Annotated in this window: 17 protein-coding genes; 13 read left to right on the top strand and 4 right to left on the bottom strand. The window is 54.6% G+C overall.

What is annotated here, in order from left to right; all coding sequences use genetic code 11:
* Positions 1-12: 12 nt before the first annotated feature.
* On the top strand, positions 13-3,918 hold the full coding sequence (locus FDZ78_RS10600; RefSeq protein ID WP_136408526.1) for a pectinesterase family protein: 3,906 nt from the start codon (positions 13-15) through the stop codon (positions 3,916-3,918).
* 137 nt (positions 3,919-4,055) lie between these two features.
* Positions 4,056-6,776, top strand: coding sequence for a two-component regulator propeller domain-containing protein (locus FDZ78_RS10595; RefSeq protein ID WP_136408525.1), 2,721 nt, complete (start codon positions 4,056-4,058; stop codon positions 6,774-6,776).
* Positions 6,777-6,957: 181 nt separating this feature from the next.
* On the opposite strand, the gene mutS is transcribed toward FDZ78_RS10595, so the two are convergent.
* Positions 6,958-9,576, bottom strand: coding sequence for a DNA mismatch repair protein MutS (gene mutS, locus FDZ78_RS10590; RefSeq protein ID WP_136408524.1), 2,619 nt, complete (start codon positions 9,574-9,576; stop codon positions 6,958-6,960).
* 203 nt (positions 9,577-9,779) lie between these two features.
* Here mutS and FDZ78_RS10585 point away from each other — a divergent pair, with 203 nt between their 5' ends.
* The gene (locus FDZ78_RS10585) at positions 9,780-10,472 is read left to right on the top strand and encodes an SIMPL domain-containing protein (protein WP_107031966.1); all 693 of its coding nucleotides are present in this window, start codon (positions 9,780-9,782) and stop codon (positions 10,470-10,472) included.
* A 6-nt stretch (positions 10,473-10,478) separates the two neighbouring features.
* Here the strand turns inward: FDZ78_RS10585 and FDZ78_RS10580 are convergent, their stop codons facing one another.
* On the bottom strand, positions 10,479-10,829 hold the full coding sequence (locus FDZ78_RS10580; protein ID WP_205743428.1) for a PAS sensor protein: 351 nt from the start codon (positions 10,827-10,829) through the stop codon (positions 10,479-10,481).
* 71 nt (positions 10,830-10,900) lie between these two features.
* On the bottom strand, positions 10,901-11,488 hold the full coding sequence (locus FDZ78_RS10575) for a hypothetical protein (protein WP_136408523.1): 588 nt from the start codon (positions 11,486-11,488) through the stop codon (positions 10,901-10,903).
* 177 nt (positions 11,489-11,665) lie between these two features.
* On the opposite strand from FDZ78_RS10575, the gene alaS reads away from it, so the two are divergent.
* Positions 11,666-14,287: an alanine--tRNA ligase gene (gene alaS / locus FDZ78_RS10570; protein WP_123398332.1), complete on the top strand. Its 2,622-nt coding sequence runs from the start codon at positions 11,666-11,668 to the stop codon at positions 14,285-14,287.
* 218 nt (positions 14,288-14,505) lie between these two features.
* Here alaS and FDZ78_RS10565 read toward each other — a convergent pair whose 3' ends face one another.
* Positions 14,506-16,128 (bottom strand): ABC-F family ATP-binding cassette domain-containing protein, encoded by a 1,623-nt coding sequence (locus tag FDZ78_RS10565; RefSeq protein ID WP_136408522.1) that lies wholly within the window; start codon positions 16,126-16,128, stop codon positions 14,506-14,508.
* 222 nt (positions 16,129-16,350) lie between these two features.
* Here FDZ78_RS10565 and FDZ78_RS10560 point away from each other — a divergent pair, with 222 nt between their 5' ends.
* From FDZ78_RS10560 to FDZ78_RS10520, 9 genes are all read left to right on the top strand, one after another.
* Positions 16,351-17,529: a PLP-dependent aspartate aminotransferase family protein gene (locus tag FDZ78_RS10560; RefSeq protein ID WP_124075758.1), complete on the top strand. Its 1,179-nt coding sequence runs from the start codon at positions 16,351-16,353 to the stop codon at positions 17,527-17,529.
* Between the two features lie 55 nt (positions 17,530-17,584).
* A complete protein-coding gene (locus FDZ78_RS10555; RefSeq protein ID WP_123398330.1) occupies positions 17,585-18,766 on the top strand; it encodes a MalY/PatB family protein in 1,182 nt (393 codons plus the stop codon).
* A gap of 149 nt (positions 18,767-18,915) precedes the next feature.
* Positions 18,916-20,046 carry an aldose epimerase family protein gene (locus FDZ78_RS10550; RefSeq protein ID WP_240743514.1) on the top strand — a complete coding sequence of 377 codons (1,131 nt, stop codon included), beginning with the start codon at positions 18,916-18,918 and terminating at the stop codon, positions 20,044-20,046.
* Positions 20,047-20,049: 3 nt separating this feature from the next.
* Positions 20,050-20,955 (top strand): sugar phosphate nucleotidyltransferase, encoded by a 906-nt coding sequence (locus tag FDZ78_RS10545; protein WP_124075759.1) that lies wholly within the window; start codon positions 20,050-20,052, stop codon positions 20,953-20,955.
* A 41-nt stretch (positions 20,956-20,996) separates the two neighbouring features.
* Positions 20,997-22,136: a galactokinase gene (galK, locus tag FDZ78_RS10540; protein ID WP_124075760.1), complete on the top strand. Its 1,140-nt coding sequence runs from the start codon at positions 20,997-20,999 to the stop codon at positions 22,134-22,136.
* A gap of 107 nt (positions 22,137-22,243) precedes the next feature.
* On the top strand, positions 22,244-22,873 hold the full coding sequence (locus FDZ78_RS10535) for a DUF4230 domain-containing protein (protein WP_124075761.1): 630 nt from the start codon (positions 22,244-22,246) through the stop codon (positions 22,871-22,873).
* A gap of 68 nt (positions 22,874-22,941) precedes the next feature.
* A complete protein-coding gene (locus FDZ78_RS10530; protein WP_136408521.1) occupies positions 22,942-23,529 on the top strand; it encodes a DUF4230 domain-containing protein in 588 nt (195 codons plus the stop codon).
* Positions 23,530-23,635: 106 nt separating this feature from the next.
* Positions 23,636-24,001, top strand: coding sequence for a type II toxin-antitoxin system RelE/ParE family toxin (locus tag FDZ78_RS10525; protein ID WP_124075763.1), 366 nt, complete (start codon positions 23,636-23,638; stop codon positions 23,999-24,001).
* A complete protein-coding gene (locus tag FDZ78_RS10520) occupies positions 23,998-24,312 on the top strand; it encodes a helix-turn-helix domain-containing protein (protein WP_107031976.1) in 315 nt (104 codons plus the stop codon). Before FDZ78_RS10525 ends, FDZ78_RS10520 begins: the two co-directional genes overlap by 4 nt.
* Positions 24,313-24,637 lie beyond the last annotated feature (325 nt).

Here is a 24,637-nt window from a genome sequence, read left to right as displayed (position 1 = left end):
ATACCTTATTCCATGTCATCCAACTATTTAAAGAAATTGGCTCTTGCGGCCCTTATAGCTGCCGGAACCGTCGCGGGCGTTTCTGCTCAGACCACGCTCGCCTCTTGGACTTTCGACGGTGGCTATGACAAAGCCGCAGGCGAAGGCCTTCAGCAAATTTACACTCCCAACGGAAATGCCTGGGCTGCCATCGGCCACTACTGGTTCAAAGACCAAGTCCCAGTCTTGCGTCCTGACGAAGCCGTAGGCAATTCAGCCGATTACTCTATGTCGGCTTACAGCGAAAACCGCTACTGGCAGCTCTGCGAAGGTTATCAGAACTACGTTTTCCGCATCGACAACAGCTCTGCTGAAAATAACTGCTCTGACTACACCGATCCCTCGCAGCATAAAGCCTACTTTGAATTCTCTTTCCCGACCAAAGGCTACAAGGGCATCAGCATCGACTATGCAATGGCTCCGGGCAACAATGTTGTAACTCCCGTCAAGCTCATCATGTCAGTCGACGGAGGCAATTCATGGTTCGACGGCGGCACGAACGACACGAGCGCGGCCTGGTACATATATAACAAAGCAAGCGTATCAATCTCAGCCAACAACAAAGACAATGTCATCGTCCGTCTGCTCCCCACAGTAGGCACAACCAACTGGAATCTCGACTATTTCACAGTGACCGCCGCCGAGGAAGCCGGCGCCACCACAGTCGACTCTGACATAGATTACTCATGGCCTTTCGACAAGGGCCCTGCAAGCGATCTCAACGCAGTTGCCTCGCTTGACGGCACAACCTCGGTTGCAAGTCTCTCGATCGGCAGTAACCTGTTGATCAAGGGTGTCCGTACCGATGGCGGCATCTCGGCAACGATGGTCGAACCCGTTGTCGGCAAAAACACGGCAAATGATGAAGCCAACGCTCTTTCATTCATCATCCGTCCCAAAAAGGGTCTGAAATTCCAGCCCGGAAAATTATCATTTCAGGCAAGCCGCGTAGGCACCAACGGCGGCAAATTTGACGTTGGCGTGACGGTTGACGGCTCCGAGTCTCTTGTCGCCACCAATATCACTCCCGCACTCGTCAAAAACGAGCCCTACTACTCGCTCTGCGAATACGATCTCAGTTCATTGCCTGCCACTGACGGGCCTGTCCTTATCAGAATCTACATCAAGGACCTTGATGCAAGCAAACAATATGCTTTCCAAAACATCAGACTCTCAGGCAAAATCAGCGGTGCGATCGAAGAAGTTCCCTCCTACACTCTCAGCCTGAAATCCGCTATCCACGCAGCCGGAACCATCTCCTGCACCCCCGGCGGAGCTGAATTCGATGCCGGAACCGCCCTCACGGTCTCTGTCACTGAAAACTTCGGCTATCACTTCACCTCTTGGACCGATGCCTCCGGAAAGACAGTCTCAACTGCCAACCCCTACTCGTTTGAAATCAGCGAAAACACTGAGTTGACCGCCAATTTCGATCAAAATAACGTCTACCCCCTCAACCTCAAAATCGAGGGCGGTGCCAATGTCAATCAGGTGCTTTTCGCCCCGGAAGGCAACGTAGTTGATGGCGTCCACTACTACGAAGAGGGCACCGATGTCCGGCTCACCACTGTCAACAACCGCATCCTGACCTTCAACAACTGGGAAGACAACACCACGGCTCCCTCGCGTGAAATCCGCATGGACGGCGAGAAAAACCTCACCGCCGTGTTCTCGGCCGACGACTACATTGTCGGATGGGACTTCTATTTCGACCAGCCTGCAAGCGAGCGCGCCGCTGACTACAAAGCCGAAAGCGACAACGCCGGCCTGCTCAGCCTCCGCAACCCCGAAGGCAAGACCACTTCTTGGCTCACACGCGGTGTCGGCAACGGCGCTGAAAATGGCAAATGGGGTGCACGCATCTGGAAAAACCTCTCGGAGCAGAACTACTTTGAAGTGTCATTCTCGTCCGTAGGCTACACCAACCTCGTCCTCTCTGCCGCCCTCGGCATCTCCTACAATTCCTATACCGTCATCAACGCACAGTACAGCACCGACGGCCAGAACTTCAACCCATTCGGCACCTACAACCTCAAATCAGGCTGGACTTCCAACGAGTTCAACCTCCCCGCCGAAGCTGCCGGACAGCAACGCGTCTGGATCCGCTTCATGCCTGACCGCACCTCTCCGCTCGTCGGCAACACCAGCGACAATGACGGTCTCAGCATCGCCGAACTCTACATCCTCGCCGACCGCGAAAGCGCCAACGATGATGTTCCCCCCATACTCGTAAGCACCATCCCCGCCGACGGAGCTGACGGAGCTTCCGCAACCGGTTCAATCATCCTTACTTTCAACGAAAAAGTCCTGACCGGCACCGGCAACGCCACTCTCAACGGCGAGACCATCGCTCCTACCCTCAGCGGCAAGAGCATCGTCTACAACTACAACAGTCTTGACTACAACACCACCTATACGTTCACCGTTCCCGCCGGAGCCATCACCGACCGCAGCGGCAACGCCTTCGCAGGCACCACTCTGACATTCACCACAATGGAGCGCTCACAGCCCGAAGCACGTCTCTTTGACGCTATCGTAGCCCAAGACGGCAGCGGTGACTACGCAACCGTCCAGGATGCCATCGATGCCGCTCCCGCCAACCGCGTGAAACCCTGGCTCATCTTCGTCAAAAACGGTAACTACAACGAACACGTCGACATCCCCGCATCCAAGCCCATGCTCCACATCATCGGCCAGGACCGTGACAAAACCGTCATCCTCGACGACAAGCTTTGCGGCGGTGACAATGCCCTCCATGTAAGCGTAGGTGCCACCGTAGTCGTGAATTCCAACGACTGTTTATTCGAAAACATCACTCTCGAAAACTCCTACGGCCACGAACGTCAAGAAGGTCCTCAGGCTCTCGCCCTCAACACCACCGGCGACCGCACCATCTTCAACAACGTAGCCATGCTCTCCTATCAGGACACCTGGATCACTCCGTCAACCTCAGCTTACCGCGCTTATGTCCGCAATTCATTCATCGAAGGTGCTGTAGACTTCATCTACAACAGCGGTGACATCTTCATTGACAATACCATCCTCTACATCAACCGCAAGAGCGGCGGCTACATCGTGGCTCCCTCTCACGGAACGGACGTAAAATGGGGCTATGTCTTCAACAACTGTACAATCACAGCTCCCGGTGTGCCCTCGGAAACCTCCGTATGGCTCGGCCGTCCCTGGCACAACTACCCCAAGACCGTCTTCCTCAACACCCGCGCCGAGGTGACGATCCCCGCCACCGGATGGTATGAAACTATGGGCGGACTCCCCGCAATCTGGGCCGACTGGAACACTGTTGACGCCAACGGCAATCCCCTCGATCTCTCACAGCGCCGCGACACATACTACTACATGGACAACGGCGAAAAGGTCTACGGCAAAGCCAAAAACTCGCTCACTGACGAAGAGGCGGCACAGTACACCGTGCGCAACGTCCTCTCCGGATCCGACAACTGGGAACCAGTCATCAAGACCGAATCCTGCGCTACTCCCTCAGCCGGCCTGAGCAATGGCGTGATCTCATGGGATGCCGTGCCCTATGCCATCTGCTATCTCATCACCAAGGGCGATGAAGTCATCGGATTCACAACTGAAACTTCAATGACAGTCGACCCGGCCGTCAGCCGTGCCAATGAAAGCGGCTATTCAATCCAGGCTGTCAACGAATTCGGCGGTCTCAGCCCCAAAGCAGCCGTCATCAACGGTTCTGTGACCGGAATCAGCGAAATTGAAGCTGACGCAAACGGCCAAGGCGAGATAATCGAGATCTACGATCTCCAGGGTCGCCGTCTGAACGCTCCCGCGAGAGGTCTGAACATCGTCCGCCGTCTTTGCAGCGACGGAAGCATCAAAGTTGAGAAGCTTATTTTCTAAAATTTATCGAACAGCGATAGTATTTTAAACACACATTCATATACGCGATAGCAGAGTGCGGCCCGTTGATGGAATCGCACTCTGTTTTTTGTTGCTTTTCAAACTGCCGATTCGATTAAAAGCATTATATTTGCGATATGAAACGCAGCCTGTCATTCATCACTTTTCTGATTCTTACAGCCGTAGTTGCCGCCTTTGCCGCGACTCCGTTTTGCCATATCAGACACTATGATGAATACGACGGTCTGTCGCAGCGTCAGGTCAAGCAGATTGCCAAAGACAGTGACGGAGTCCTGTGGTTTGCCACATGGAACGGTCTGAACCGCTTTGACGGCTACAAATTCGAACACATCCGCCCGCAGATCGACGACGAGGCACGCTCCTACTCCGAACGCTTCCGCGACATCAAACCCGCATCGACAGGCGGTCTGTGGTGCCGTATCGACGACAAAATTCTGTATTTCAACCTCTCCACCCACCGTTTCACCGACATTCATTCACAGCTTGAAAAGAAACTCGCCACGGCCTTCGATGTCAGTCAGATACAGACAGCTACTGACGGCCGGACCGTCTTGAAATGCGCCGACGGCCGATATATCCTGCTGTCAGATTCCAACCCGGTCGAATCGGCGGCCTTTACTGACGAGCGTCCGAAATTGAAATACCACTCGCCCGACACCCGCCAACTTGGCAATGTCGGCGGCTATCGCAACGAAGACCTCCTCTACTCGCGCGCCGACTCCACAGGCACCGCCTGGCTCATCACCCGCGACGGCACGGTCCTCTCTGCCCCCTCTGCCGCAGGCCCCTACTCCACGATAGCCCGCATCGATGCTCCTGATGGCTCTCTGACCTGCTGTACCATTGATTCAAGAGGCAACATCTGGCTGCGCAGCAACGACGGCGCCTTCTGCCTGACCCTCGGCCAACTCCCCTACACCTATCTCGCGCATCCTGAGCCCTCGATTGTCCGCGGCTGCGTCCGCGATCCGAAAGGGCGTATATGGATTTCTTACAGCGACAGCAAAGCCGTGGCAGTCTACTCTGATCTCAGCGCCGCGCCCAGGTATCTCGGCAGTGACGGACATCTCCACGACTCTTTCGTCAGCTTCGGATCTCCGATCTACTCAATGTCGGCCGACCCGCAGGGCAACATGTGGTTCGGCAGCAAACCCGACGGCCTGTTCAGGCTCACACCGCAGTCAGCCGACGCTTATTCTGTCACAAACTTCCGCCACGATCCGGCGAAACCGGGCCTGACACCCGCGGCCAACGATATTTATGACATCATCTTCGACCGTCAGGGCCGCATGTGGCTTGCAACCATGCGCAAAGGCATCGACTGTGTCCTGAATCCTACATCGGTTGCCCCGGAATTCATCCACCTCGGTCAATTTGCCGACTATCCGCAAAATGCCGTCCGTGTGCGCCGGCTCGCCATCATAGGCGACAGCCTTATCACCGCCGCCACCACCGGCGGATTTCTCACCGTGGGCCTTCCCGCTGAGAAACGCTTCGACCGCACATCTTTCCGCCTGCATGTCAGCCGTCCCGGCGACGACTCCTCACTCGGCAACATCGCCGTCATGAACATACTCCCCGATGCCAAAGGCCGACTCTTCATCGCAACTGAAAGTGACGGTGTCAACATGCTCCCGCCCGAAATCTCAGCCGACTCCGACAGCGCGCGCTTCGTCCACTTCGACACGCGCACCGGTATGCCCGTTGACGTTGCCCTCTCGCTTGCCCCGACAGGCAGTGCAGACGACATTCTCGTGGTCAGTAACAAGATGATCTACACCCTTGATCCGCTTTCAGGCCGCACCGTCACCTATCCCGCATCATTCTGGCACCGCCACATGCACTTCAGCGAGGCCGCTCCGCTACGGCTCGGCGACAACAGGTGGCTTCTGGGACTTGAAGACGGAGCGATCTCGGTCAACCTTGACCGTGCGAACACAGCCTTGCGCCCCGTGCCTCCGGTCATCTTCACCTCCGTAGCCCTCCAAAACCGCCCCGACAGCCTGATTTCGGCCCGCACGGACAGCATCATCCTCTCGCCTGACGAACGCAATATCACTATCAATTTCGCCGCACTCGACTACGGCTCAACCGAAGATCTGCAATATCAGTTCTCGATGGACGACAGCGACTGGAACAACCTCGGCACAAACCGCTCGGTGACCTTCCTCGACATGGATCCGGGAGAATATCGCCTGCATGTCCGCTCCTCCGACAGCTCCGGCAACTGGCTTGACAACACACGAACTCTGACCCTGATCGTCACTCCGACCTTTTGGGAAACGCCCGCGGCCTATGTGCTTTACATCCTCGCCATCCTCCTGATCATAGTGAGCGTCACTTGGACCATAGTCTACATCCGCAGGATGAAACGCAAGCAGAAAGAACTGCTCGCCGCCTATCTCAGGCTCGTCGACAGCCACACCGAATCAGCCGAGCTCTCCACTCCGCCTGACAGCGCCCCGCAGCAACAGCAACAGCCGTCGACCGCAACCCTCAGCCCCGCCGATGAGGCCTTCATGGGCCGCGTCATGGACTTCATCAATCAGAACCTCGGCAACCCCGATGCCGGAATTGACGACATGGCAGCCGCTACAGCCACAAGCCGCAGCAGCCTGAACCGTAAGATGAAATCGCTGCTCGGCGTGACGCCGGCCGACTTCCTCAAAGAAAGCCGCATCAGCCGCGCGGCCACCCTGCTGAGCGAAACCGACCGCCCGATCAAGGAAATAGCCCTCGACTGCGGATTTTCCGACCTGAATTACTTTGGGAAATGCTTCAAAGCCGCCCGCAAAACCTCCCCCACAGCCTACCGCCGCGAACACCGGACTGAATAACTGCCGCACCTATACAATTGTCTCAATGGCGATTACCTAATTTCATTACAGTACTCGCAGATCATGGAATAAGGCCCCGTTCCCCCAATATTTGTTATGGCCGGGGAACGGGGTCTAAGTATGGGGAGCAATGTAGCGATGCGCTTGCATCGTGACTGAACGCCGGTGCCGTTCCTACTCCTTATTTTCCGGTGAGGATGGTGCGGATGTCATGGAGCTTGTTGAGAGCCGCCATAGGGGTCAGGTTGTTGATGTCGAGATCGAGGATCTCATCGCGGAGCTGGGCAAGCACCGGATCGTCAAGCTGGAAGAACGACAGCTGCATTCCTTCAGCCTCATCGGCTACGGCCGAGAGGTTTCGGCTCACCTGCTCGTCGCTCTCGCGGTTGACTTTTTCAAGATGGCGGAGCACTTCATCGGCCCTCCTGACAATGGTCTGGGGCATGCCGGCGAGTTTTGCCACATGGATACCGAAGCTGTGTTCGCTGCCCCCGCGGGCGAGTTTGCGGAGAAAGACAACCTTGCCGTCGATTTCCCGCACCGATACATTATAGTTGACCACCCGGTTAAAACTTTTTTCCATTTCATTCAACTCGTGATAGTGGGTGGCGAAGAGAGTTTTCGGATGGATGCCACCGTGTTCGTGTATATGCTCCACGATGGCCCAGGCTATCGAAATGCCGTCGTAGGTCGAAGTACCGCGTCCGAGCTCGTCGAAGAGTATCAGCGACCGCTGGCTCATGTTGTTGAGAATAGAGGCCGCCTCGTTCATCTCGACCATGAATGTCGACTCTCCGAGCGAGATATTGTCGCTCGCGCCCACACGGGTGAAAATCTTGTCGACAATGCCTATGTGCGCGCTGTCAGCTGCCACGAAACTGCCGATCTGAGCCAGAAGCACATTCAGTGCCGTCTGACGCAGAAGAGCCGATTTACCTGACATGTTCGGACCGGTGATCATCATCACCTGCGTGCCGTTGTTCGACAGGGAGACCGAGTTGGTGATATAAGGCTCGCCGGGAGGCAGTTCTTTCTCGATCACGGGGTGGCGGCCCTCGACAAGTGAGAGTTCAAGAGAATCGTCGACCACCGGACGGTTGTAACGGTTTTCGAGAGCCACACGTGTAAACGAGCCGAACACGTCGAGCTGCGCCACCATCTGGGCATTGAGAAGAATGGCGGGGATGTATTCACAGAGATCCTGGACCAGAGAGGTGTAGATGCGCTGCTCGATGACAGCTATCTTGTCCTGTGCGCCAAGAATCTTCTCCTCATACTCCTTGAGTTCTTCTGTGATATAGCGCTCGGCGTTCACAAGGGTCTGCTTGCGGATCCATTCGGGGGGCACCTTGTCTTTATGAGTGTTGGTGACCTCGATATAATAGCCGAACACGTTGTTATATGCCACCTTGAGCGAGGGGATTCCGGTCAGCGCACTTTCACGCTGTTGAAGCTGCAGAAGATAGTCCTTGCCTTTGTAGGCAATCTCGCGCAGTTCGTCAAGCTCGCTGTCGACCCCTTCGCGGATCACCGGCCCACGATTGATGGCCGTAGGCGGATCAGGAGCTATCTCGCGCTCTATCCGTGCGGCCATTTCGGCGCAGGGATTGAGCTGACGGCCTATGCTTTCGAGTGCGGGCTGTCCGGAAGAAAGACAGATTTCCTTTATAGGCCCGATCATTGACAGGGCATGGTGCATCTGGATCAGTTCGCGGGGATTGACGCGCCCGGCCGAGACTTTTCCGATCAGGCGTTCCAGATCGCCTATCTGGGCGAGAGCGTCTTTAAGATCATCACGCTCTGAAGGCTCCCGGAAGAAATATTCCACGATATCGAGGCGCCGGTTTATCTCTCTCGCGTCTTTCAGCGGGAAGAGCACCCACCGGCGCAGCAGTCGCGCCCCCATAGGGCTTACAGTGCGGTCAATCACGTCAAGGAGGCTTTTGCCGTCATCGCTCATCGACTGGACGAGTTCGAGATTCCGCACTGTGAACCGGTCGAGCCTGACGGCTTTTTCCTCTTCCACGCGGGCTATCGAGGTTATGTGTGATATGTGGGTGTGCTGTGTGATGTCAAGATAGTGGAGAATGGCACCGGCGGCAACGACAGCCGATGGCATGGCGTTGATTCCGAAGCCCTTGAGCGAACTTGTCTCGAACTGTTTGAGCAGACGGTCCATTGCGGCGTCTTCGGTAAAAATCCAGTCGTCGAGCTCGAAGGCAAGATAGTGTTCCGGGAAGCTGTCGGCCAGCAGTTTCTTGTTGCCGCGCTCCACGAGCACTTCTTTCGGAGCGAAATTGCCGAGAAGTTTTTCTATATAGTCAGCCGAACCTTCGGCTGCGAGAAATTCGCCGGTCGAAATGTCGAGAAAGGCCACCCCGATGGTCTGCTTACCGAAGTTGAGAGCCGCGAGGAAGTTGTTTTCGCGATGGTCAAGCAGAGTGTCGTTGATAGATACTCCGGGGGTGACCAGTTCGGTGATGCCGCGCTTGACAAGCTTCTTTGTGGTCTTCGGATCTTCCAGCTGCTCGCATATGGCCACCCGCTTGCCGGCCCTGACGAGTTTCGGCAGATAGGTGTCAAGAGCGTGGTGCGGAAATCCGGCAAGCTCCACATACTGGGCCGACCCGTTGGCCCTTCGCGTAAGGGTTATGCCGAGAATTTCTGACGCGGCTATCGCATCTTCGGAAAAAGTCTCATAAAAGTCACCGACCCTGAAAAGCAGAATGGCATCGGGATGTTTCTTCTTCATCTCCATGTATTGCTTCATCAGCGGGGTCTCAGCTATTTTTTTTGCCATATCATCAGTTGTCAGGCGCAAGGATTTTTTCTTATAACCCTCGCGTCCGTTTATTTTGAAATCAGTATAGAGGAAAATCGAACTACAAATTTACAAATTTTTCCATTCTTTATTGGCGTGATCCGGCAAATAATGCTAATTTTGCCATCCTCACAAATTCAAACATCAATATTATCAACTTAACATTTAACTCATCTGCATTTATGAAATCATCTTCTGTTATCTCAGCCGGCATCATAGCCCTCGGCATGGTGATTTCCGGTTTCTGCCTGAAAGCAGGCATTGACAACATCGCTTTCCGCGACCGCGAAGTGACAGTGCGCGGACTCGCCGAACGTGAGGTCGAAGCCAATCTCGTCACCTGGCCCATCACCTATTCACTGGCAGGCAACAATCTTCAGACCATCTATGACCAGGTCAGCAGCAACAATGCCAAAATCGTGAAATTCCTGACCTCAAACGGTATCAGCGATGACGAAATTTCAGTCAATCCGCCTGACGCTTATGACGCCACCTCGAACCGCTACCGCTCCGACTCGTTCAGCTACAACTATTCGATCAACTGCACGGTGACCGTCACTACCACCAAGGTGGCAAAGGTGCGCGAGCTGCTCAACCGCCAGTCTGAACTGCTCAAAGAGGGAATAGCATTCTCCAATTCCTATATCAACTATCAGTTCACAGGCTTGAACTCCATAAAGCCTGAAATGATAGCCGAGGCCACCAAAAACGCTCGCTCGGCAGCCGACCAGTTTGCAGCCGACAGCGACAGCCGTGTGGGAAAAATCAAGACTGCATCGCAGGGACAGTTCTCGATTGACGACAGCGACTCCTCGACTCCCTTCATCAAGAAAGTCCGCGTAGTCTCTACGATTGTCTATTATCTTGAGGACTGATCAGATTCAGCCTCTGTCATAATGGGGCATTTCAGCCGGAATCACCATCGAGATCTCGACAAGTCCGGCAATCCGTCCCTCAACGCGCCACGGTGTCTGGTAGATCATCTTCCGGACACCGTTTTTTGTAATCGTATATGCGTTTGACTCACCGGTGGCAAGCATATGACGGATCATGCTTACTGATTTTTCATTATGACACGGAATGAGATTGCGGCCACGCATATCTCCGTGTTTCGAAAATGTTTCGAGTGCCTTTTCATTCATATAGACCACCACTCCGTCGGCATCACACACGGTAACGGCACAGTTCATCTGAAAAGCCCAGTCGGGCAGCGATTTTTCAATATTTTCCATGACATTTCTTACTTTACCGCAAAAGTAGTGATTTGCCGCGAATATATAGCCCGGCACTGCCGATGTTTTTTTCATCGTCTCTTTGCCAACCTGCGGGCATCCCTACGCTGAAGGCGCTCCTGACGGCGACGCTGGCGGCGGTTGAGCATGACGGCCGGAGCGGCATCTCCGGCCTCCTCATCGTCTTTATCCTCCTCGTCTTCATCAAAGGGGCGCGAAAGGGCTTTGAAAATATTTGCAAGTTTTTCAGGATCATAATCAGAGCCAGCCATTTCCCTGACAGACTCAGGAATGGCATCGGATATCGACTCAGACGACGGCTCATTTTCAGCACCGTCAGTGACAGTCGCGTCAGTCTGCGGCTTGCGCCTGCGCCTGCGGGCCGCCGCCGAACGGGCCATAGCTTTGTCTATCTCCGGCCGAAGCAGTGCAAACATCAGCCGCACGGATTCAACCACCGCGCCGGAGGGCAACAAACCCTCGCGCAGATATGACTCCACGCAGCATATCGCCGACTCAGCGAGAGCATCTGACGGGCTTACAGATGCGAATGACGATCTGATGCGGGCTGAAATCTCATTATAAAATTTTTGCGAGACAGGGAGGCGGTGGGCGGCCGCACATTTTTTGCCCTTTGTGGCAGAAGCAGGTATTTTCATAGCGCATTATAAGAGGTTGTACACTTGTACGGTTAAATTTACGCACAAAGTTACACCCGCCCCGCCCGTATTTAGTGCGATAATGCGGAGACAAGCCAAAAAATTTCGTATCTTTGCGGGTTGTTTGGCCGGAAGGCCCGAAAATATCTGAAAATATCAAATAAACCACCATAAATTATGCTTACAGCTAAGGAAATACGCGAATCTTTCAAAGAGTTTTTCCGCTCAAAGGGCCATCACATCGTGCCCTCCGCCCCGATGGTGATCAAGGATGACCCCACCCTGATGTTCACCAACGCCGGCATGAACCAGTTCAAAGACATCATTCTGGGCAATAAAGCCGCGAAATACCAGCGAGTGGCCGACTCGCAGAAATGCCTCCGCGTTTCAGGCAAGCACAATGACCTTGAGGAAGTGGGCATGGACACCTACCACCATACAATGTTTGAAATGCTCGGCAACTGGTCGTTCGGCGACTATTTCAAACAGGAAGCCATAGACTGGGCCTGGGAATATCTCGTGGACGTGCTCAAGCTCGACCCGGCCCGCCTCTATGCCACTGTGTTTGAAGGCGCGCCTGACGAAGGACTCTCTCGCGACGACGAGGCTGCCGGATATTGGGAAAAGCATCTCCCCGCATCTCACATCATCAACGGCAACAAACACGACAACTTCTGGGAAATGGGTGACACAGGCCCCTGCGGTCCCTGCTCGGAAATCCACATCGACCTCCGCAGCGATGAAGAACGCGCTCAGACTGACGGCGCATCGCTTGTCAACAAAGACAATCCTCTGGTGATCGAAATCTGGAACCTCGTGTTCATGCAGTTCAACCGCAAGGCCGATGGTTCTCTCGAATCGCTCCCGGCCAAGGTGATCGACACCGGCATGGGCTTCGAACGTCTCTGCATGGCTCTCCAGGGCAAGAAATCAAACTATGACACAGACGTGTTCACTCCGCTGATCAGCCGCATTGCGCAGCTCTCAGGCAAGGAATACGGCAAAGACGCCAAGGTCGACGTGGCCATGCGCGTGATTGCCGACCACGTCCGCACAATCGCATTCTCGATCGCCGACAGCCAGCTTCCCGGCAACGCCAAGGCCGGCTATGTGATCCGACGGATCCTGCGCCGTGCCGTCCGCTATGCCTACACCTTCCTCGACCAGAAGCAGGCGTTCATGTACAAGCTTGTCAACACCCTCATCGACTCGATGGGCGAAGCCTACCCCGAAATCGCTGCACAGCGCGAGCTCATCATGAAGGTGATCAAAGAAGAGGAAGACTCTTTCCTCCGCACTCTCGACAAGGGTATCGCCATTCTCGACGAGGCCATCAAAAACGCCCGCAAGCAGGGCAAGAACGAGATTTCGGGCAAAGAAGCCTTTGTGCTTTATGACACCTACGGCTTCCCGCTCGACCTCACCGAACTGATACTCAAGGAAAACGGCATGACTCTCGACAAAAAGGAATTCGACGTCGAGATGGAAGCCCAGAAGACCCGTGCCCGCAACGCAGCTGCTGTAGAAGCCACAGACTGGGTGACCGTCAGCGAAGGCGAAACCGAATTCGTGGGCTACGATGTGACCTCAGCACCCACCCGCATACTCCGCTACCGCAAGGTGACTCAGAAAAACAAGGAGTTCTATCAGATAGTGCTCTCCACCACTCCGTTCTATGCCGAAATGGGCGGACAGGTAGGCGACAGCGGATGGCTCGAATCGGCCGACGAAAAGATCGAGATCTACGACACCAAGCGCGAAAACGGCCAGGCAGTTCACCTGAGCAAGAAACTCCCTGCCAACGTGGAAGCCGAATTCACCGCACGCATCAACGAAGCCAACCGCCGCGCTACCGAGTGTAACCACACCGCCACCCACCTGCTCCATGCCGCACTCCGCGAAGTGCTCGGCTCACACGTGGAACAGAAAGGTTCTTACGTGTCGCCCGGAATGCTCCGCTTCGACTTCTCTCACTTCCAGAAAGTCACTCCTGAAGAACTCCGCAAGGCAGAGCGTATAGCCAACGCCAACGTGCGCAAGGCCATCGCGCTTGACGAACACCGCCACATGCCGATAGCCGAAGCTCTTGAAATGGGCGCAATGGCTCTCTTCGGCGAGAAATACGGCGAAGAAGTGCGTGTGGTAAGATACGGTGACTCAGTAGAACTCTGCGGCGGCACCCACGTGCCCAACACCGGCAATATCGGCATGATCCGCATCATTTCCGAATCGAGCATCGCCGCCGGCATCCGCCGTATCGAGGCAGTGACCGGCGAAGTGGCCGAAGACATGATCGACCAGCTTTCAGACAACATGCGTGAAGTCGGCGAACTGCTCCACAATGCCCCTGACGTGCTCCAGGCTCTCCGCAAGTCTATCGAGGAAAATGCCGAACTGCGCAAGCAGGCCGAAGAATATTTCCAGGAACGCATCCGCAACCTCACAGCCGATGCCATTGCCAAAGCCGAGACCGTCAATGACATCAGACTCGTGTCGATCACCGGTGTCCGTATGCCCGATGTGGTCAAAGGAATTGCCTTCGGAGTGCGCCAGCAGTCACCTGAAAAGACTGCGTTTATCGCAGCCACAGTCGACATGGGAGGCAAGCCGCTGCTCACCGTGGCTTTCACCGATGACCTTGTCAAGGAAGGGCTCAACGCCTCAGCGATTGTACGTGAGGCAGCCAAAGCCATCAAGGGTGGCGGCGGCGGCCAGCCCGGATTCGCCCAGGCAGGCGGCAAAGACAAAGACGGCATAGCCCAGGCATTCCAGGCAATGCACCAGGCCATCTGCAAATAAGCACATCCTGCATCAGCAGATAAAAATCACAAAAAACGCTTCGGACCGACTGCGGTCCGAAGCGTTTTTTCTACTGCCTGACCGCTATCTACAGACTTGCCGGGAAACAATTCATATCCTTGCATGAAGGCAGAAAAAAAGACCCGCAAACGTGTATCGGATTCAGATCACGCTTGCGGGTTTTCTATTTTGTCAGTGACGGCCTGCGGAAGAGATGATCAGGCTTTCTGCGGGTAGAGCTTTTCGCGGGCGGCGAGCACCTTCTCGTCGGTGATATAGTCATCATAGTCCATCATCTTGTCGATCGTACCGCCTGGAGTAAGCTCGATGATGCGGTTGCAGACAGTCTGGATAAACTCATGGTCATGGCTTGACAGAAGCAGATTGCCCTTGAAGGCCTGAAGCGTATTGTTGAAGGCCTGGATCGACTCAAGGTCAAGATGGTTGGTTGGCGAGTCGAGTACGAGAGTGTTGGCATCGGCCATCATCATGCGGGCTATCATACAGCGCATCTTCTCTCCACCGGAAAGCACTGATGCTTTCTTGAGCACCTCCTCGCCTGAGAACAGCATCTTGCCGAGGAAGCCTTTGAGATAGATCTCTGAGCTGTCATTGGAGAACTGCGAAAGCCAGTCAACGAGGTTGAGGTCGCAGTTGAAGAAGGCAGAGTTGTCGAGCGGCAGATAGGCGGTAGTGATAGTCTGGCCCCATTCATAGGTGCCCTCGTCAGCCTTGCGGTTGCCGGTTATGATCTCAAAGAGGGCAGTCATCGCACGCGGGTCGTGGCTGAGGAAAGCGATCTTGTCGCCCTTCTCCACCTGGAAATTGACATCCTTGAAAAGGATCTCGCCATCGACCGATGCTGTGAGGCCCTTGACTTCAAGAATCTTGTTGCCGGGCTCACGGTTGGGGGTGAAGATGATGCCGGGATAGCGGCGCGATGAGGGCTGGATCTCCTCGACATTGAGTTTTTCGAGCATTTTCTTGCGCGAGGTGGTCTGCTTCGACTTGGCCACGTTGGCGCTGAAGCGCTGGATGAATTCAAGAAGTTCCTTGCGTTTTTCCTCGGCCTTCTTGTTGGCTTGCTGCTGCTGGCGCAGGGCGAGCTGTGATGACTCATACCAGAAGCTGTAGTTTCCGGCAAAGAGGGTGAGTTTGTTGTAGTCGATATCGAGAGTGTGGGTGCAGACGGAGTCAAGGAAGTGACGGTCGTGGCTGACCACAAGCACAGTGTTTTCGAATTTCGAAAGATAGTCTTCGAGCCATGCCACGGTGTCAAGATCAAGGTCGTTGGTAGGTTCGTCAAGCAGCAGGTTGTCAGGATTTCCGAAAAGAGCCTTGGCGAGAAGCACGCGGACTTTCTCGTTACCGCTCATGTCGCGCATGAGAGTATAGTGCTTGTCTTCCTTGATGCCGAGACCGCTAAGGAGGGCCGCAGCGTCGCTTTCTGCATTCCAGCCTTCGAGTTCGGCGAATTTCTCCTCCAGTTCAGAGGCGCGGATGCCGTCGGCATCAGAGAAATCTTCCTTGGCATAGAGAGCGTCTTTCTCCTGCATGATATCCCAGAGCACAGTGTGACCGCGGAGCACGGTTTCCATCACCGTGCAGTCGTCAAACTTGAAGTGGTCCTGTTCAAGGACGCTCATGCGCTCGCCTGGACCCTGGCTCACAGTGCCGTGAGTGGGCGAAAGCTGATCGCTGAGAATGCGCATAAGAGTCGATTTGCCGGCTCCGTTCGCACCGATTATACCATAGCAGTTGCCCGGAGTGAACTTGAGATTCACGTCCTGAAAGAGCACACGCTTGCCGAATTGGATTCCTAAATTGTTAACAGCTATCATCTAATTTTTTATATAAACTCTTCGAGAATGATTGATTCTGATTTTTCGGGGTGCAAAGTTACGAATTTTTCTCCACATAAACTAATGATTTTCCACCGGATATGCGATAGCGTCTGCCGATATGGCAAAAAGTGTCAAAGTAACGGCTGTCGCAGTGAACTTTGTTTGCAGGGTTTTCATTTTTTATATTTATCTTTGCGACAAATTCATCACACATATGTCATGAAAAAACAGACACGAGCAATCCACACACGTTTCCAGAGCCCTGACGCTTACAATTCTCTGAGCATGCCGATCTACCACACCGCCGCCTATGAGTTTGACAACGCCAACGTGATGGCCGATGCTTTCTGCGGCCGTAGTTCGGCCCCGGACTATTCGAGAGTTACCAATCCGACCGTCATATATTTCGAAAACAAGATCAAGGATCTCACCGGAGCCAAAGATGTCATTGCATTCAGCTCCGGGATGGCCGCTATCAGCAACTCGCTGATGGCCGTGGCCGGAGCAGGCAAAAACATCGTCACATCGCGCCACATGTTCGGCAACACTTACGCGCTGATCACCTCGACACTCAGCCGCTTCGGTGTAGGAGCCCGCCTCTGCGACCTGACCGATCTTGCCGAAGTGGAGAAGACTGTCGATGAAAACTCCTGCTGCATCTATCTCGAAATCATCACCAATCCGCAGATGGAGGTGGCTGATCTCCGCGCGCTGGCCGAGATTGCCCATCGCCACAACATTCCGCTTATAGCTGACACCACCGCCATACCGTTCACAGAATTCGACTCCCACGCGCTCGGCGTCGACATCGAGATAGTCTCAAGCACCAAATATCTCTCCGGAGGCGCGACATCAATAGGCGGTCTGGTGATCGACTACGGCACCTACGAGGGTTTCGAAAAACGAATGCGTTCGGAAATGCTTCTGAACCTCGGCGCATACATGACCCCTCATGCGGCCTACATGCAGACTCTCGGACTGGAAAATCTCGACGCCCGCTACCGCATACAGTCGGCCAATACCCAGGCCCTCGCTGAACGCCTCCGCGAACTTACGGCCATCAGGCGCGTCAACTATGTAGGGCTGCCCGACAACCCCTATCATGATCTCGCCCGCAGCCAGTTCGGTCCCACAGCCGGCGCAATGCTCACCATCGACCTCGCCGACCGCGACGCCTGCTTCAGCTTCATCAACAATCTCCGTCTCATACGCCGCGCCACCAACCTCTTCGACAACCGCTCTCTCGCCATCCACCCGGCGAGCACCATCTTCGGACCGTTCACCGACGAGCAACGCCGCGACATCGACATTCTCGACACAACAATCCGCCTCTCAATAGGCCTCGAAGATGTCGACGACCTCTTCGATGACATCCGCCAGGCCCTGCAGGAGTCATAACCGAAATAAAAAAGGTTGTAAAAAACGCCCTCTGACTTCACGCACATACTCAACAATGGGAAAATATAATTTTGACAGCCCGGTTGACCGCAAAGGCACCGGAGCACTGAAATTCGACGTACTTGAAGAGCGCTACGGCGACCCCGACCTCCTGCCGCTCTGGGTGGCCGACATGGATTTCGAGACCCCCGGCTTCATCACCGACGCCCTGCGCCGGAGACTCGACCACTCACTTTTCGGCTACACCGTAGAACCCGCCGAATACTGGCCCACCGTGATCCGCTGGATCGCCGACCATCACGGCTGGGAGGTGGAACGCGACTGGATCACCTACATACCCGGCATAGTGAAAGGCATCGGCATGGTGATCAACGTCTTCGTCAGGGAAGATGAGAAAGTGATCATCCAGCCCCCGGTCTACCACCCATTCCGCCTCACGCCCGAAGGCAACCGCCGCGAAGTGGTCTTCAACCCGCTCAAGGAAAACCCCGACGGCAGCTACAGCATGGACTTCGACAATCTCGAAAAAGTCGCTGACGAAAAATGCCGTCTGCTCATCCTCTCCAACCCCCACAACCCTGCCGGCATCACCTGGGACCGCGAGACCCTCCGCCGCCTCGCCGCGTTCTGTCACCGCCGCGGCATACTCGTCATATCCGACGAAATCCACTCCGACATGGCGCTCTGGGACAACCGCCACATTCCTTTTGCATCCGTAAGCCCCGAAGCAGCAGCCTGCAGCATCACATTCGGCGCCCCGTCAAAAACCTTCAATATAGCAGGTATCGTCAGTTCCTACGCCATAGTGCCCGACCCGCAGATCCGCCAGCGCTTCTTCAGCTGGCTGACAGCCAACGAACTGAACGAACCAACCCTTTTCGCCCCAATAGCCACCATAGCGGCCTTCAGCCAGGGCGAGGAATGGAGGCAAGAAATGCTACGCTACATCGAGGGCAACATCGACTTCGTCATTGACTATTGCAAGGCCAACATGCCTCAGATCAGGCCACTGCGCCCGCAAGCCAGTTTCCTTGTATGGCTTGACTGCCGCAGTCTCGGACTTGACCACGACGGCCTGACAGACCTATTTGTGCGCCGCGCACGTCTTGCGCTCAACGACGGCGAGATGTTCGGCCGCGAGGGCCGCGGCTTCATGCGCCTCAACGTAGCCTCACCCCGCTCCGTGATCCGCGAAGCCCTTGACCGTCTACGCAACGCAATCAAGGAAAAAGCCTGAACACCCCTCTTCACATCACAACTCATCCGGCCCGGCTCCATACCGAGGCCGGATGAACTATTTTTAACAGCCGGGGCCGGTTTTTTGGGATTGCGGTATTGGCAGGACGATGAATATTTACTATATTTGCATTTAATAACTATAAATAGGTGGTTCTCCTTGACGGAGACCGCCGTAAAGAAACAGACAAACAACCCTCAGGGCATGCCGTCAGCGGCTTCATCAATTCCAATTTCATGAATATCCAGATCTCAAAAGCAAACTCTCCCGCAGGAGAAATCACACTCTACACTCTTACGAATAAATCAGGCGCTTCGGTGACACTGTCGTCACTCGGAGCAGGCATTGTGGCAATCAATGTTCCCGACGCCGAAGGCCGTCTGGCCAACGTGGCGCTCGGTTACAAGGACCCCGCATCATATCTCGCCGACGGCCCCTGCGCCGGCAAAGTGCCAGGCCGTTTCGCCAACCGCATAGCCCTCGGCTGTTTCTCGCTTGACGGGAAAGACTACACACTGGCCGTCAACAACGGCCCCAACGCCCTCCACGGCGGTCCGACAGGCTTCATGAACCGCATCTGGGAAAGCCGCGCCGACGGCAACAGTGTGGAATTCACCTATCGCGCTGCCGACGGCGAAGAAGGCTACCCAGGCAATCTTGACGTCAAAGTAACCTACACCTGGAGCGATGACAATCAACTCACCCTCCAGCTCCAGGCCGAGACTGACGCGCCGACAGTCATAAATCTCACCAACCACGCCTATTTCAACCTCGATGGTGAGAATGCAGGCTCAGTGCTTGACCATCAGCTCAGGCTCAAGGCCTCCCGCTATCTGCCCACCGACGACACCCAGATTCCCACCGGAGAACTCGCGCCCGTCAGGGACACTCCGATGGACTTCACAGAATTCAAAGCCATAGGGCGCGACATCAACGCCGACTTCCACCCCCTCAAAGTAGGCAAAGGCTATGACCACTGCTGGGTGTGTGACGGATATTCCAAGGGCCGGCTCCAGGAGACTGCCGTGTTGCGCTCCGACCGTTCGGGCCGCGAACTCCGCATCTCCACCACTCAGCCCGGCATGCAGGTCTACACCGGCAACTGGCTCGCAGGCTGCCCCGAAAGCATCTCATCAGGCGCCTACAGCGACTATGACGGCGTGGCCATCGAATGTCAGAACTTCCCTGATGCCCCCAACCATCCCAAATTCCCCACTTCACGCCTCAATCCCAACGAAAAATATAACGAAACAATAATCTTTAAATTCACAACTCTCTGAGTCATGAAACCAACCCTTTTTGTACTTGCTGCCGGCATGGGCAGCCGCTACGGCGGTCTCAAACAGCTTGATCCGCTCGGCCCCCAGGGCCAGACCATCATGGACTACTCAATCTATGACGCGATCCAGGCCGGCTTCGGCAAAGTTGTCTTTGTAATCCGTAAAGATTTCGAAAAAGATTTCCGCGATAAGATTCTCTCAAAATATGAAGGCCACATTCCGGTCGAAGTGGTATTCCAGGCAACAGACAAGCTTCCCGAAGGCTATGTATGTCCGGCTGACCGTACCAAACCCTGGGGTACAAACCACGCCGTGATGATGGGCAGCGAGGTCATCAGCGAACCTTTTGCCGTGATCAATGCCGATGACTTCTACGGTCGCGACGCCTTCCGCGTGATGGCCGAAGACCTCATGCGTCCCCGCGACCGCAAGGGCGACTACTCGATGGTAGGCTTCCGCGTAGGCAACACCATGACAGAAAACGGCTCCGTGGCCCGCGGCGTATGCTCCAAAGGCGCTGACGGCAATCTGACCGGAGTGGTAGAACGCACCGCCATCTCCTACGCCCCCAACGGCGACATCGTCTTCACTGACGAAAACGGCATCGAGCAGACCCTCGACCCGATGACCCCCGTGTCAATGAACCTCTGGGGCTTCACACCCGACTATTTCGACTACTCCGAGCGCGAATTCCGCACCTTCCTTGACAAGGATCTCAACACTCCGAAGGCCGAATTCTTCATTCCGCTCGTGATCGACACTCTCATCCATTCAGGCGAAGCCACCGTCAAAGTGCTTGACACAGACTCGCGCTGGTTTGGCGTAACCTATGCCGCCGACCGTCCCGGAGTGGTCGAGAAATTCGCCCAGCTCCACGCCGAAGGCATCTATCCGGACAAAATGTTCTGATCAAAAATCTCTCACAAACCCAATACACATTCAACACCATCATGGAACTCAAAACCAAAGTCAGCGAGGCTTTCGCATCGCATTTCGGAGGCGAAGGCTCTCTCTATGCCTCAGCCGGACGCATCAACCTCATCGGCGAGCACACTGACTACAACGGCGGCTTCGTATTCCCCGGAGCCATCGACAAAGCCATCATGGCCGACATCCGCCCCAACGGCACCGACAAGGTCAACCTCTACTCGATAGACCTCGATGAGTCAGCATCGTTCGGACTCAACGAAGCCGATGCCCCCTCGCAGCAGTGGGCCCGCTACGTGTTCGGCGTATGCCGCGAGACCATCAAGCGCGGCGGTTCGGTCAAAGGCTTCGACGCGGTGTTTGCGGGAAACGTGCCCCTCGGCGCAGGCCTCTCATCGTCAGCAGCACTTGAATCATGCTTCGCATTCGCACTCAACGACCTCTTCAACGGCAACACTATCGACAAATTCGAACTCGCCAAGATCGGCCAGTCGACCGAACACAACTACTGCGGTGTCAACTGCGGCATCATGGACCAGTTCGCTTCGGTGTTCGGCAAGAAAGACTGCCTGATCCGCCTCGACTGCCGTTCGCTCGAATTCGAATATTTCCCCTTCAAACTCGACGGCTACCGCCTGGTGCTTGTCGACTCAGTGGTCAAGCATGAGCTCGTTGACTCACCCTACAACAAGCGACGCCAGTCATGCGAGAACGTGGCCCGCCGTCTGGGCATCGACACCCTCCGCGACGCCGACATGGAGATGCTTGATGCTGTCAAGGCCGACATCTCGGCCGAAGACTACATGCGCGCAAAATTCGTCATCGAAGAAAAGGAGCGAGTGCTCGACGTCTGCGAAGCCCTCAACCGCAGCGACATCGAGACCGTGGGCAAACTCATGTATGCCACCCACCACGGCCTCTCGAAAGACTATGAAGTTTCATGCGAGGAACTCGACTATCTCAACGATATAGCAAAAGAATGTGGAGTGACCGGCTCCCGGATCATGGGAGGCGGCTTCGGAGGCTGCACCATCAACCTCGTGGCCGACGGCATCTATGACAACTTCATTGCCACAGTCACTGAAAAATTCAACGCCCGCTACGGCCACCAGCCGAAGATCTACGACGTAGTAATCTCCGACGGTGCCCGCCGCGTGGAATAAGCACCCCCAAACCGGTCCCCGCATCAGTGTGCCCGGTGTGCACACTGATGCGGGACCTTTATACAACCCGATCTTAATTACAGACACACACTGAAGTACCAAGCAAAATGATTAAAGCCCGAATAACACTGACTTTAATGCTCCTGTCGGCCCTTCTTGCCACAAGCCTCAGCAGCTGCCGCGAGAAACCGTCAGATCCGGACCGCACCTACTATTCAGAACTCCGTGCAGTAAAGAAACTCGTTGTAGGCCGCATGACTCTCTCAAAGATGGCCTCCATAGATGACATCCGGCTGAGCGAAGCCCAAGGCCTGAAACAGACCGCCTCAGCACTGCTTGCCGCCATCAAACCCGGATCACGCAAAGCCGCCTATTCATATGACACATATCTGCGCGCCTACATTGATCTTGAAAAACTCACGCCGGCCGACATCAGCCTTAGCGCCGACGGCAAAAGCATGCAGCTCACACTTCCGGCCATCGAAATCGAATTCACAGGCCGCGATGCCGAGATACGCGAAGAGCACTATCGAGTCACCGGACTGCGCTCCGAAATCAATGCAGACGAACGCGCAGCGCTGAAAGAAGAAATGAACCGTCTGCTCAAAGAAGAGGTCAGACAGAACCCGGCGTTCACCTCACGTCTGACCGAACTTGCCAAAACCAAGGCCGTGACCTACTTCACCCAATGGGGCCGGAGCCAGGGCATAGATGTCAGCATCCGTTTCAAAGATTAGATATTTCAGAAACAATTTTAGGTTCAATCTTTTAGCCACTCATCAAAAGACTGACAGACACTGATATTATGAAACTACTCAGCATACTGCGCTGGACCGTACTTCTGGCGCTCACAGCCACCGTAATTTTTCTCGCCATCCGATTCAAAAACTCCCCTGAGGCCTCGACCCACAAGATACAGCAGGCCCTTGTCACCGAAATAAAGCCAGCAATGGAGCTATGCACAGTCGAATTTATTGAAGACGTGCCCATAAAAGCCCACATCGGAACCCGCCATATTTTTGCCTGCACCACTCTCAGCGGCTTCATATCCTTTGACCTCGACAGCGCCGCCACACGGATGAAGGGCGACACCATAGTGGTCATACTGCCGCCGGAAACAGTCGAAATCCACGAATCGACACAGCCGGGATCATATGAAGTGATAGATACCTGGAACGAAAAACTTCTCGGCTCGACAAAATTCACTACCGCCGAAGAAAACGACATCAAGCGCAAGGTCATCGACAACTTCCGACGGAAAATCTACGCCAAAGGCTATGTGCGCCAGGCGCGCGCCGATGCCGCCGCCACACTCTCTCAGATGCTCTCGGCCATGTCGGCATCTCCGGTAGAGGTCACAGACCCTGCTCCGGGCGGCTATTTCAAACCCTGAACAGCCGAAAGCCTGACGGCCTGCGGTGCGGTAGTATAATTCGCTCCCCGTGAACTTTCCGCTCATTTCATTTGTCTAATTATTACTAATTAGTTATCTTTGCGCCATGAGTTCTGAAGAACGCACCGGGCAATATGTCCGCATCGTATATAAAACGCCTGAATTTGAGACGTTTTATAGCTCGTTACTGCCCAAGACGCAAACTAAATTTGACTACGTTACAAACGTAATTTCAACGATTTATAACGTACCCACCAAATTTATAAAGCATCTTGAAAACACCGACCTCTACGAAATGAGAGTGTCGGTCGGCACTAACGAGTATCGGACTGTCCTCTTTGCTATCGACCACGATAACTTGATAGAAGCAAAGAGCGTAATATTGCTCAATGCCTTTCTAAAGAAAGACAACAGAGACTATCGTAAACAAGTCGAGATTGCACTCTCGATATTAAACAACCTGGAATTATGAGACAGATAAACCCCGAAAAGTTAGCCAAACTCTCAACCGCCAACTCAATGCTTGATGAGAAATATGGCGCACCCGGCACTCCCTCGCGCGAGCAATTCAACGAGGAATCTCTAGCGTGGTTCTATGGTAATATGCTCCGTGAACGTCGCAAGGAACTCAACCTCACACAGAAGCAGCTCGCCGAAAAACTCGGTCGCGAGCAGAGCTACATCGCCCGCGTCGAGAACGGCAAAGCCGACATTCAACTGTCGAGCTTCTTCCGCATCGCAGCCGTTCTCGGTATCCAGTTCATACCAACTTTTGTGAACTGATTTGATTATTTGACTTTGCTGTGCGTGATTTTTGCTCCCCCCCTCATATTAAATTGTGACTTAGAGCACGTCGGAGGGAACGGGAATCAAGGAGCCAGCCTCGATTTTTATGCTGCCGGTGTAAAAATATCTGACGGCCTGCGGGCAGTGATGGCTGAAGAGGCTGAAAAGCGGCTTTGCATTTCGCCGAATTATTATTAATTTTGCAGACTGAAGTACAGCGAAGTCAAGCAAGAGCCGGATTCTCTTACGCGCGCGTACATATCTTAATATATACACTCAACAACCAGTCATCGGGATCTTCCCGCCCCTCTACAAAATCGCC

This window comes from Duncaniella sp. B8 (assembly GCF_005304985.1).
Taxonomy (GTDB): Bacteria; Bacteroidota; Bacteroidia; order Bacteroidales; family Muribaculaceae; genus Duncaniella; species Duncaniella muris.
This window is presented reverse-complemented; position numbering and strand designations above follow the sequence as displayed.